At 38.0% G+C, this 13,172-nt stretch carries 10 protein-coding genes; all 10 read left to right on the top strand.

All coding sequences use genetic code 11. From position 1 onward, the window contains the following. Position 1: 1 nt before the first annotated feature. The 10 genes from VM932_RS09110 to VM932_RS09065 all read left to right on the top strand — a co-directional run bounded on the left by VM932_RS09110 (position 2) and on the right by VM932_RS09065 (position 13,132). Complete coding sequence (locus VM932_RS09110) at positions 2-742, top strand: hypothetical protein (protein WP_326278525.1); 741 nt, start codon at positions 2-4, stop codon at positions 740-742. A gap of 129 nt (positions 743-871) precedes the next feature. Further along, positions 872-1,567, top strand: coding sequence for an HNH endonuclease (locus VM932_RS09105; RefSeq protein ID WP_326278524.1), 696 nt, complete (start codon positions 872-874; stop codon positions 1,565-1,567). Between the two features lie 61 nt (positions 1,568-1,628). Beyond that, the gene (locus VM932_RS09100; protein WP_326278523.1) at positions 1,629-2,963 is read left to right on the top strand and encodes a nucleotidyltransferase family protein; all 1,335 of its coding nucleotides are present in this window, start codon (positions 1,629-1,631) and stop codon (positions 2,961-2,963) included. Positions 2,964-3,144: 181 nt separating this feature from the next. Beyond that, complete coding sequence (locus VM932_RS09095; protein ID WP_326278522.1) at positions 3,145-4,707, top strand: type I restriction-modification system subunit M; 1,563 nt, start codon at positions 3,145-3,147, stop codon at positions 4,705-4,707. Positions 4,708-4,709: 2 nt separating this feature from the next. After that, complete coding sequence (locus VM932_RS09090) at positions 4,710-5,873, top strand: restriction endonuclease subunit S (RefSeq protein ID WP_326278521.1); 1,164 nt, start codon at positions 4,710-4,712, stop codon at positions 5,871-5,873. Between the two features lie 2 nt (positions 5,874-5,875). Further along, the gene (locus VM932_RS09085) at positions 5,876-7,084 is read left to right on the top strand and encodes a pentapeptide repeat-containing protein (RefSeq protein ID WP_326278520.1); all 1,209 of its coding nucleotides are present in this window, start codon (positions 5,876-5,878) and stop codon (positions 7,082-7,084) included. 113 nt (positions 7,085-7,197) lie between these two features. Continuing rightward, entirely contained in the window at positions 7,198-8,391 is a 1,194-nt protein-coding gene (locus tag VM932_RS09080; RefSeq protein ID WP_326278519.1) for a PDDEXK-like family protein, read from the top strand. A gap of 18 nt (positions 8,392-8,409) precedes the next feature. After that, on the top strand, positions 8,410-8,979 hold the full coding sequence (locus VM932_RS09075; protein WP_326278518.1) for a hypothetical protein: 570 nt from the start codon (positions 8,410-8,412) through the stop codon (positions 8,977-8,979). Further along, positions 8,980-11,814 (top strand): type I restriction endonuclease subunit R, encoded by a 2,835-nt coding sequence (locus tag VM932_RS09070; RefSeq protein WP_326278517.1) that lies wholly within the window; start codon positions 8,980-8,982, stop codon positions 11,812-11,814. Positions 11,815-11,866: 52 nt separating this feature from the next. Beyond that, positions 11,867-13,132: an IS256 family transposase gene (locus VM932_RS09065; RefSeq protein ID WP_326278516.1), complete on the top strand. Its 1,266-nt coding sequence runs from the start codon at positions 11,867-11,869 to the stop codon at positions 13,130-13,132. Positions 13,133-13,172: the final 40 nt, after the last annotated feature.

The raw sequence follows: 13,172 nt of genomic DNA, 5'->3' as shown, positions 1-13,172 counted from the left end.
AATGAATAAGAAAGAAATATATAAATATCTGACACCTGCTGCTCAAGAAGAACTTGCTGAAAAAGTAAATGATTTTGAGAATAATGTAGTAACAAAAGCTTATGAAATAGCTTCACGAAATCAAGAAAGTCTCAAAGAAATTTCTCTCTCTGATATACTTAAAGCTACTACTGAACCAATTTACCGAGAAAAAAATATTAAAAATGAATCTTCTCTTTTTTATAAAAAAGAAAGATTTTATAGACTAATTTCTCTATCGGGTATACTTTATGCGTTTATAGGAATCGGAATTTATCTTTATCAAAATGACTTTATAAATTTAAAAGCCTCAAGCGGACTAATTATTACTGCTGTTGGAATTGTCCTAGCTCTTTCAGGACTTGTGCTAAAATCTTCTGGTTTTGGAAGGTCAAAACAGAATTTAATTTTTACAAGTGAGGGAACCAACTTTGATATAGTTGAAAGGTGGCAAAAATTAGAAAAATTAGCTCTGGATAAAACAGAGAATATTGAAGGTCGTGGAAAATTTTCTTCGGTAAAAGAGTTTTATCGTAACATTTTAGATGATAAAGATTATATCGAATTTAGAAGGTTACTTGATGTAAGGAATAGAATTTTACACGAAAATTACAAACCGACAAGAACTACCTATGACCATTTTATCGAATTATCTGAAAAGCTTTTGGACATAGCCGAAAAAGCCGAGTCAAAAAATACTATGGCTAAGAATGGCTATAAGTAATTGCTTGTTCTCGCCTACTTCTGAAAATCCGCGAGGATTTTCAGTTTGGTGTGTACTTGCAAAGTTTAGTGCTAACCCACCCAACTACTCATGGCCGAGACCGTTGTAAGCAATTAAAACCATAAAATTATGAAGAAAAACCTTTTAATTCTGGCATTAATAATTCTGATAAGTTTTGGAACCTATGCCCAAGAAACTTACAAAGTTGGAAATACGGAGTATTATTATGGACAATATTATTCAACAACAGGAAAACCGCTTGTTAAAAGAAGTGAAGCGAACAAAAGAGAATTCTTAAAGTCTATGGGATACGACGAAATTCCATACGGATATGAAATTGACCATATTAAACCTTTATCTGAAGGCGGAACGGATGACCCAAGTAATATGCAGTTGTTGACTGTTGAACAGCATAAAAGAAAAACGGCACAAGAACGAACAAACAGAAGTAATTCAACCTATCCAACGACCACAAGAAGCTATTATTCAAATTCTACTTATAGCAATAACAACATTTACAATAGTTCTTCGATTTCTAATTCAACTTACTTTGGAATTGATAACAGCGGAAGAACAATTTATACTGGAAGTAGAGGCGGAAAATATTATATCAACAGTAGCGGTAAAAAAGTCTATGTGAAATCTAAAAAAAATACTTCAAATAGCCTTTACTCTAGCCCGACTTATTCTTCACCGACTTATTCTTCACCGACTTATTCTATTCCAAGCAGTTCATCAAGTAGAACTATACAAACCGGACCAAGAGGCGGAAAATATTACATTAACTCAAACGGAAACAAAACTTATATAAAGAAAAATAACTGATAAACAACTACTTACAAAAATTCTATAAGTAATTTGAAGGTTACTTAAGTCAGTTTTATTTATGAAATATACAAGTGGCGACATAAAAAGATTAGGGGGATCAATTGTAAAAAACAAAGGATATGTTACGGACCCTGAATTAGAATTACTACAAGAATACCGTAAATCATTTATTGAACCTTTGACTCAATCTTTTAATAAGCTTATAAAAATAAAAAATAACGTTAGTAAAGATGGCATCATAGCCTTTCGTTTAAAGCGTATAATTACCATTATTAATAAGGTTTTACGAAATCCTCAAATGCACCTTAATAGAATGGGGGATATTGCTGGCATAAGGTTGATTTTTGATACAGACGATCAAGTTTATCGTGCTTTAACATTTATTAAAAATGAATTTGAAATCAGTGGACGAGTTAGAAACTATATTAAAAACCCTAAAACCATTGGTTACCGCGGAATTCACATTTATGTTAAAGATTCAACTCACAAAAAGCTTATTGAAGTACAATTAAGAACAAGAGAATATCACAACTGGTCTACATTAGTTGAAATCACTGATTTACTGTACAATACTAGACTAAAAGAAATCGGATACGATAATCACCCAGAATTTGGAGAATTTCACCGATTAATTTCTAGCAATGATGAACTATCAGAAGACCAAGCTAATCATCTTTACAATGTTTTAAAAAAGTATCAATTCATTGATAAATTAAGTAAGACGTTCCGTAGGAATAATTCAGAAGTTAAAAAGCAATGGCATGCAGCTTCTTCGAAAAGTAGGTATTTTTTAATCGAATCTTCAACAGAGGATGTTCCAAAACTTAATGGATTCGTAAATTATGATTTAGCAGAAGAAGCCTATTTCAAAGCATACAAAAATAATTCGGAGTCGCTCCTTGTTTTAACTGCAATTCAAAAACCAACTTTTGATCAAATAAGTGTTGCATATGCAAACTATATTCTGTCATATCACACATTTATCAGGGACATTGAACATATCATTAAATCATTGGCTCTTGAAGCTCTTGAGCAAGGCAAAACAAAAAAATTTAAGAAAATATTTGAAACCTATGAAGAACTAGAAGCCAATAGTTTAATTCATATTTTCACTTCCAAAGAAAATGTATTCCTATCAAGAACTAAAAACAGGCTGATCCTTTCCAGTTTTGGTAAAATTTCATCCAGAAAACAAAAACTAATCAGAAGAGAAATTCAAAAAAAACTTAGACAACGACAAAGAAATCATTTGGTATTTATGAACGAAATTAGACCCTTAATTAAGGGTTATAAATTAAAGAATATTTTATGCAAATCATTTTTACGGAAAAACGGAAAACGAACAATGAAAAGGTTGAAAAATATTAAAATTGAATTTGATTACTCCGATTAATACATTTACAGTACGCCTAAAATGTTAACTTGATTTTATCCTGCTACTAAGGGTCTGTAAATTAAACTTTGTCTAATCCATCAATCCCTCAGAGACTAGCGTGTAAGCTACCCTTAAAACCGAATGTTTCCATATATTTGGGAAGAATACAATTTCCCCTACCAAAAACTAACAACACTTCATGTCCGAAGATCAAAAGAAACTGCTGGAAACGCAATTATGGAACATTGCCAATGAGTTGAGAGGCAAAATGGATGCCGACGAGTTTAGAGATTATATTCTAGGCTTTATTTTCTACAAATACCTTTCCGAGAAACAATACCTGTACGCCAATACGTTATTGGAAACTGAGCAAGTCAAGGATTATCTTTTGGTTACCAATGCTGGCGATTTGGAAGCCATTAAAGAGGAATCCTTATTAAAGTTGGGGTATTACCTTAAACCTGAGGAACTCTTTAGCTCCATCGCCAAAAAAGGGAATGCCAATACCGAAAACGAGAGTAACTTTATCCTTGCCGATCTGGAAAGCATTCTCAATAGCATTGAGCAAAGTACCATGGGCACGGAAAGCGAGGACGATTTCAACAAACTTTTTGAAGATCTGGACCTCAACAGCACCAAACTGGGAAGAAGCACCGAAGCCCGAAACAGCCTTATCTCCAAAGTGCTGTTTCATTTGGACAAAATAGACTTTGCCTTGGAAGATGCCGAAGCGGATGTATTGGGCGATGCTTACGAGTATCTTATTTCCCAGTTTGCCAGTGGAGCCGGGAAAAAGGCTGGGGAGTTTTATACCCCGCAGCAGGTCTCTAAAATATTGGCAAAAATAGTGACGACGGACAAGAAACGCCTTAAAAGCGTGTACGACCCCACTTGTGGCTCCGGCTCCTTGCTGTTGCGTGTGAGCAGGGAAGTGCCCGTGGATGATTTTTTTGGTCAGGAACTCAACAGGACCACCTACAATTTGGCACGGATGAACATGATCTTGCACGATGTGCATTTTAGGCATTTTGACATTAGGCAGGAGGACACGCTGGAACAACCCCAACATTTGGATATGCGTTTTGAGGCCATTGTGGCCAATCCCCCTTTTTCGGCCAAGTGGAAAGGAAAGAACAACCCTTTGAACGAAAACGACGAACGTTTTAGTCAATACGGGCGTTTGGCACCCACCAGTAAGGCCGATTTTGCCTTTGTACAGCACATGCTGTACCAATTGGCGGAAAACGGCACTATGGCCTGCGTGTTGCCACATGGCGTTTTGTTCAGGGGCAGTGCCGAAGGCACGATCAGGGAATACCTGATAAAGGAACTGAATTATTTGGATGCCGTTATAGGTTTACCCGCCAATGTATTTTACGGCACAAGCATCCCCACCTGTATTTTGGTATTGAGCAAATGCAGGGTACACAATGATGACATTTTGTTTATTGATGCCTCGCAAAGTTTTGAAAAAGATGGCAATAAAAACAAGCTGAACGAAGCCCATATTGATGCCATTATAGATACTTACCGTACCCGCAGCACCAAAGACAAATTTAGTTATGTATCGAGTTTGGAGGAGGTGGCCGAAAACGATTACAACCTCAACATACCCCGTTATGTGGACACCTTTGAAGAAGAGGAGCCTGTGGACTTGGACCAAGTGGCCACTGATTTGCAGGAATTGGAAAAGGACATTGCCGAAACCGATGCCCTTATTGCCGACTTCTGCCAACAACTGAACCTTAAAACACCGTTTTGATCATGAAAGAACAAAAACGGGTGCCGAAATTACGGTTTGAAGAATTTTCTGGGGAATGGGAAACGAAAAAGTTAGGATTGCTTTGCTCTAAGATCGGTAGTGGAAGCACGCCATCTGGTGGTCAAGAAGTTTATCAACAAACAGGTATTCCATTTATAAGAAGTCAAAACGTAATAAATAATGAGTTAATTCTAGATCACACCTGTATTCCAGAATCAATTAACTCAAAAATGAAGGGAAGTATCGTTAAGAGCAATGATATCCTATTAAATATAACAGGAGGTTCTATTGGTAGAAGCTGTGTTGTGCCAAAAGGTTTTAAAATAGGAAACGTTAATCAACATGTTTCAATTATTAGACTTAAAAAAGATGAACCTAAATTTATACAATCATTTTTGGCTTCGTATAGAGGGCAAAAATTAATACTAAGAGGTCAAACAGGTAGTGGAAGAGAAGGTTTGAACTTTCAAAGTATTCGTGGATTTAAAATAAACATTCCAACCCTCACCGAACAACAAAAAATAGCTGCTTTCATTTCAGCCGTTGATAAAAAAATAACGCAATTACAACAAAAGCAAAGGTTGTTGGAAGCCTACAAAAAGGGGGTGATGCAACGAATATTCTCTCAGGAATTGCGGTTTACACGAGAAGATGGGAGTGCCTATCCTGATTGGGAGGAGCAAAAAATGAGAGATGTTGCACCATTACAAAGGGGGTTCGATTTACCAACATCAAAGATTATTGAAGGTGATTATCCAGTAGTTTATTCAAATGGTATCCTAAGAAAGCACAAAGAATTCAAAGTAAATGCTCCTGGGGTTATTACTGGAAGATCAGGAACCATCGGTCAGGTTACTTATATCAACGAAAAATTTTGGCCACATAATACTTCTTTATGGGTCACAGATTTCAAAGGGAATTATCCTAAATTCATCTATTATTTATATCATTTTTTTAAACTAGAAAGATTTAACGCAGGCTCAACTGTACCGACATTAAATAGAAATGATGTCCATGCTGTTAAAAAGCATATACCGATAAGACCTGAACAAACCCAAATCGCCCATTTTTTAAGTGCCATCGATAAAAAAATAGCTGTGGTAGAAACCCAAATAGAACAAACGCAACAGTTTAAAAAGGGGTTGTTGCAGCAAATGTTTGCCTAGAAATGGAAGAGTTAAAACCAGTCAATAGCGAGAAAGAACTTGAGGAATTATTCAAACAAAATTATTTTGAAGTTGATGAGGATTTCTATTTTGGTGTAAAAAACTTAGCAATAAACTTCCCATTGACCCTACCTATAAGTGAAGAAAGAATAATACCTGAATCAGCTAGTGAAAAATGGGAGGATAGATATTCACCTAATTATGGTAAGCAACATTTTTCTTTTTCAAACTGCCAGTTTGAGTATTTACTAGAGCTTGTAGATTCTGAAAGTAATCTTCAGTTCAATAGTTGCAAATTTAATTTTGTTGATGCTGAAAATAAATATTTGAGCGGCAAAATAAGATTTCGGGAATGTCATTTTTATAACTATGCAAATTTTAGAAATACAACTTTTTATGATTTGGCTGATTTTTGGAGAAGTATTTTTTATCCACCAACAATTTTCTTCAAAACCGAATTTTTAGGGACAACAGTTTTTAGCGCTACAACTTTTAAAGAGAATGTACTTTTTACCTATTGCCTCATTGACAAACTCATTCTTTTAAGGGGAACAAAAATTGAAAAGGGCTTTGATATATCCACGGCTATACGTTCAGGTGAAATGGGCATCTTTGATTTTCATGTTAAAGATTATAAGTGTCTAAATAAAAATCTTTCAGAGGAAGCTTATGAAAGGGCCATTTCGGAAGATGCTGATATACCAATCAAAAACAAAAGGGAAACATTCAGAATTTTAAAACAAGAGCATATTTCCCAACATAACATCGTACACAGCATAGAGTACAAAACCCTTGAGAATGAAACCTATTTAAAAGAAAACCTTTCCAAATTACTCAGAGGGGAATCAATTGTTTCCTGTGTATCCAATTTGTTTGTCCTATCATTAAATTGGCTCTCCAGTAGATTTGGAGTGTCATATTTCCAAGCGGCCTTTTTTACGCTAATTTTTGGGGGCTTGTTCTACTATTTCACAATACTAAGTACCTCCAAATACGAAATGGCCATGAACTTCGATTGGAACATTTTTTATGAAAATATACCAACTTATAGTTCATACTTATTGCCTACGCATAGGTTTGATTTTCTTGGCGAAGGGTTTGGAGAAAAATATTCATTCAGTAACTGGTTTTACTTTTTTGACATATTTGGAAGGATTGTAATCGGCTATGGAATTTATCAAACCATACAAGCCTTTAGAAAATTTAGATGATGTCCATGCTCATAATACAAGCTAGAGAGATGCTTACAAACCAATAACAGGTTGTATACGACCAAACTTAAAAAAAGGCTTGTAGCAGGAATATTTGTTCAAACGCATTGAAAATGACGTACACCAACGAAAAAAAACTGATCCAAGATGCCCAGCGCATCATTGCCCATCACAATGAGGTGTCGAGATTAAAAGGGGAAAATTTCAATGTGTTTTCCATCCTAAACATGGAACACAAGGAAAATGGCACCCATTCCGCTTTTTTAGGGGAATTGCTCAATCCAAATGGATCCCATTCAAAAGGCAACCTATTTTTACAATTGTTCCTGCAAACAATCGATAACAATACCATGAATTGGGACAAGGCAAGTGTTATCTTGGAAAAGCATATCGGCTTTAGGGACGATGCCAACCTACTGGGAGGTAGGGTGGATATATACATTACCGATCAAGTCAATAGCATTTGCATAGAGAATAAAATTTATGCATCCGACCAGAATGTTCAACTACAACGCTATTGTAACCATAACAAAGAAAACAACACGGTATACTATTTAACGCTCAATGGTTCAGATGCTTCGTCGGAGAGTAAAGGCGAATTGATTGCAGACAGGGATTATTATCGCATATCGTACAAGAATGACATTATTGACTGGCTGGAGACTTGTTTAAAGGAATCGGCAGAAGAACCGATTCTTAGGGAGTCCATACGGCAATACATTATTTTAATAAAGAGACTGACCAACCAATTAACCGATAAGGCCATGGAAAAAGAAATGCACAAGCTTGTCAAGGAAAATTACAATGCTGCCCAAAAAATAGGCAATGCAATATCCGATGTGGAACGGGAAATTACCAAACAGTTTGTGGATGAGATTGCTAAACATCTTGAAATGGAGTTGGATGACGATTGGAACATACAGGTGGACGATGATTTAAATGACCCATGGACGGGAATAACCATTAACAATGACAAATGGCCAGAAAATATTGCCGTCAAACTCGAAGGACAGTCCAAAATACCTTGGCAAAAATCTATATATGGCATTATAGCCAATAAAGATAAAGTGGAAAGAGCACCTTTGAAAGAAGCCTTGGGGCAACTTGCATATTTTCAGTCAGGCTTTAGGGAAAGCAATATATGGCCTTATAACAGGGATATACTGTATTTTGATAATGTAAGTGAGCGTTCCAAGCTATTTAATGCCAGCCAACGAGAGGAATTGATTGAGTTTGTTAAAGAGAAACTTTTGGAAATCTGTAAAGCTAGTGAAGCACCTTTGGCATCTTTGAAGGCTAAAAGTTGAAACAAATGACTTTTCATCATGGATAAGTACCAAAATAAATTTATTTACAATGAGATTTGGACACTCACTTTTGGAGCAGCGTTCCAAAGAGCAAATGTTTATGTAAAAGGTGCTAAGAGTGATGAAAAAAAGAAGTTCAAAAAGTACCTTCAGCAATTTATTGAAACGGACATATTACCAGTATACCAGAACAATAATAAAATTGATGATAAAACACATATACATCAAATAAAAAGTATTTCTGATGCTTCTCACGGGTACATTAGAAGTAACATACTATCCAACAACCATAGATTGAATTTTGGTGTCAGTCAAAAACTGCTCAATCTCTTGTTGAAGTATTTATGGTGTCTTTTTGATTACCCTGAACCACCCCATTTTCCTTTAGATAGACGTATTCAAGAGTCTTTATTTGTATTGGCAAAAAAGTCCAATATTTTACCAAAATCCATCGTCAGCTGGACCCAGATAAACGATAGTGATGATTATATGGCTATCATTGAATACATTAGAGTAAATTTTCTAAATAACCAGACTTTATCCCAATTTGAACTGGAACACTTTGAGAGAAGAAGAAACCAATCATAAATGACCACCCAACCCGAATACATATTAGAAGAAAACCTAGTTGAACAGCTACAGGACTTAGGCTATACAAAAGTCAGTATAAAAGATGAAGCTGAGCTGGTTACCAACTTAAAGAGTCAGTTGGAAAAACATAACCGGACCACCTATTCGGATGCAGAGTTTAAGCAAATATTGAATCAGCTCTCCAAGGGCAACATTTATGAAAAGGCCAAAACGCTTCGTGACCGTATTACCTATGCCAAGGACAATGGGGAAACGGGTTATGTGGAGTTGATCAACCAAGTCCATTGGTGCAAAAACCAATACCAGGTCACCCATCAGGTTACTATGGAAGGCTCCTACAAAAACCGCTATGACGTTACCCTACTCATCAACGGTCTGCCCTTGGTGCAAGTAGAGCTGAAAAAACGGGGCCTCGAAATGAAAGAGGCCTTCAACCAAATCAACCGTTATGAGCGGCATTCGTTTGGTTCGGGCAGTGGTTTGTTCCAATACGTACAGCTCTTTGTCATCAGCAATGGGGTAAATACAAAGTATTTTGCCAACAACCCTGTAAAAGCACGCTCCTTTAAACAAACCTTCTTTTGGGCGGATAGGGAGAACAACATCATTACCCAATTAAGTGATTTTGCCAAAGCATTTTTAGAGCCATGCCATCTCTCTAAAATGATAACCAAATACATTGTATTGAATACCGCTAATACCTTAATGGTGTTGCGACCATATCAGTACTATGCGACAGAGGCGATTGTGGAGCGAGTGAAAAACAGCAAGAAATTTGGTTATATATGGCATACCACAGGATCGGGCAAAACTTTGACATCATTTAAAGCGGCCCAGATACTGACCAATTTGGAAGATGTGCTCAAGGTGGTCTTTGTGGTAGACCGCAAGGATTTGGACTACCAGACCATCAAGGAGTTCAATAGCTTCAGTGAAGGCAGTATAGATGCTACGACCAATACAAGCACTTTGGTAAAACAGCTATCCGATGATACTAAACTCATTGTAACCACCATACAAAAACTGAACACGGCAATCTCCAAGCCAAAACACATGGCCAAAGTGGACAAGCTCAAAAACGAGCGTTTCGTATTTATTTTTGATGAATGCCACCGCAGCCAGTTCGGGGATACCCATAACGCCATCAAAAACTACTTTGAAAATGCCCAGATGTTCGGTTTTACAGGCACTCCCATTTTTGCGGATAATTCCGTAAGGAATAAACTGGGAAGACGGACCACCAAGGATCTTTTTGAAGAGTGTCTGCATAAATACGTCATCACCGATGCCATTCGGGACAGGAACGTTTTAAAGTTCTCTATCGAATATATGAACACTGTAAAACCTAAAGATGATGTTGTTGATATAAAAGTGGAGGACATCAATACCGCGGAGGTATTGGAGGCTCCCGAGCGATTGGAGAACAACGTAGATTTTATAATTAACAATCACAACCGTAAAACACACAACAAGCGATACACGGCCATTTTTTGTGTACAGAACGTAAAGACCCTTATAAAGTATTACGAGCTATTCCAAGCCAAAAAAGAAGCAGGCGAACACGATTTAAAAGTGGCTACGATATACTCTTACCAAGCCAACCAATTGGATGAAGATGCCCAAGGCTTTATCCCGGATGAGGATTATGATGATTTTGCGGCCGAGCCCCCATCAAGGTACGATACAAAACATACAAGGGATAAATTGGAAGAGTTTATAGCTGACTATAACGGGATGTTCAAAACCAATTATTCCACCAATGAATTTTATTCGTATTACAAGGATATTGGGAAACGGGTGAAAAATAAACAGGTTGATGTCCTATTGGTGGTCAATATGTTCTTGACAGGTTTTGATAGTAAGTTACTGAACACAATCTATGTGGACAAAAACTTAAAGTATCATGGTTTGATCCAAGCATATTCCCGTACCAATAGAATATTGGATGAGGTGAAATCCCAGGGAAATGTTGTGGCCTTTAGAAACCTTAAAGAACCCACTGACGAGGCCATAACCCTATTTTCCAACAAGGAAGCCATTGAAGAAATCATAGTGCAACCCTATGAGGATTATATTGAAAAGTTTGATGAAGCCGTTGAGCGTGTAAAGGCCATTGCACCCACATTTGACAGTGTGAACGATTTGGTTTCTGAAGCAGAAGAACTGGAATTTGTAAAGGCCTTTAGGGAATTGATGCGCGTAAAAAATGTACTTGGAACATTCACCGAGTTTAGTTTTGAGGATTTGGGAATGGACGAACAAACCTTTGAGAACTATAAAAGCAAGTATTTAGACCTGTATGATACCATAAAGTCTGAGACCCAAAAGGAAAAAGTATCCATTTTAAACGACATTGATTTTGAATTGGAACTGATCCGGAGGGATGAAATAAACGTTACTTATATTCTGACGCTATTGGCCAAACTCCACGACTCAGAGCCAAAGGAGCAGGAAGAACAACGAAAAGCGATTTCCGATATATTGGCCTCAGAAACGCAATTAAGGAGCAAAAAAGAGCTGATTGAAAGATTTATAGCGGAAAATCTACCATTGATAACGGACTCCGAACTGGTTGCCAATGAATTTGAATCCTTTTGGACCGTAGAGAAGAAAAAGGCCATACTGAAATTGGCCAAAGAGGAAAACTTGGATTACCAAAATTTGGTTGATTTGGTCAGTAACTATCTATTCACTGAAAAGGAGCCTTTGCGAGATGAGATTATTGCCGTTATGAATGAAAGGCCCAGCCTAAGAGATAGAGCTACTTCATCTGACAGAATATTAGGTAAGGTAAAAGACTTTGTGGAAACTTTTATTGATGGGATGGGATAGACAGTTCAGAGTAAGAAAGTCCTTTATCATCGCCTGTTATTCAGACAGAACCATGAGAAAAGAGGAACAGACAGAATTCGAGAAAAAGGTACTTGACCAGTTCATGTCGGGCAAGAACCTTTTCGGCAAGGGCGGCGCGTTCGCCCCGATGCTGAAGAACGTCATCGAAAAAGCCCTTGAGGCGGAGATGGATGGCCATTTGGACGAATCCCAAAGGATCAACGGCAACAAACGCAACGGCAAAGGGAAAAAGACCATCAAGAGCGGCTATGGCACTTTCGATATCGATACGCCCCAGGACAGGCAAAGCAGCTTTGAGCCGGAACTGGTAAAGAAACGTCAGACCATTTTGGCCGACAACCTATCGGACAAGATCATAGGACTTTATGGCCTTGGGATGAGCTACCGCGACATCTCTTCGCATATCAAGGAAATGTACGACACCGACATCTCCCATACCGTTTTGAGCCAGATAACCGATAAGATCGTCCCCGATGTAAAGGCGTGGCAGAACCGTCCTTTGGAGCCCCTCTATTGCATCGTGTGGCTGGATGCCATGCACTACAAGGTAAAGGTCGACGGCAAGATCGAGCACAAGGCCCTCTACAATATCCTTGGCATCAACAAGGAGGGCTACAAGGAAGTTTTGGGCATGTACATCTCCGAGAGCGAGGGTGCCAATTTTTGGTTGCAAGTACTTACAGACCTGAACAATCGGGGCCTGAAGGATATCCTGATCGCTTGCACGGACAATCTTCGGGGGTTTACCGATGCGATATTGAGCGTATTCCCAAAAGCACAGGTACAGCTGTGCATCGTGCACCAGATACGCAATTCGCTCAAATACATTGCCTCTAAAGATCAAAAGGAGTTCATGCGCGACCTTAAGCTCGTTTATCGGGCGACCAGCAAGGAGGTGGCGGAAGACAGATTGTTGGATCTGGAGGAAAAATGGGGAGGCAAATATCCCGTGGTGATCGAAAGCTGGCAGCGCAACTGGGAGCAGCTGTCACAGTATTTCCAGTACACCGAACCGATCAGAAAAATAATCTATACCACCAATGCCGTGGAGGGATTCCACCGCCAAGTACGTAAAGTTACCAAGACCAAGGGGGCCTTCACAAATGATATGGCCTTGATAAAGCTTGTATACTTGGCCACCAAGAACATAGAAAAGAAATGGACCAGCCCTTTGCACAATTGGAGCCTGACCGTTCAACAACTTTACATTAAATTTGGGGAAAGGATGCCCCTGATACTAAACACCAATTCCTTTGGGGCTAGCCCCAAAGGAATTGAAACAACGGACAGAGTTTAATTTACAGACCCGCTTTTAAATCACCTACTCCTACCATCAG

Origin of the sequence: Flagellimonas halotolerans (assembly GCF_035818535.1) — a bacterium.
GTDB lineage: Bacteria > Bacteroidota > Bacteroidia > Flavobacteriales > Flavobacteriaceae > Flagellimonas > Flagellimonas halotolerans.
The sequence above is the reverse complement of the archived record's forward strand: the minus strand, read 5'-3'. Positions and strand labels throughout refer to the sequence as shown.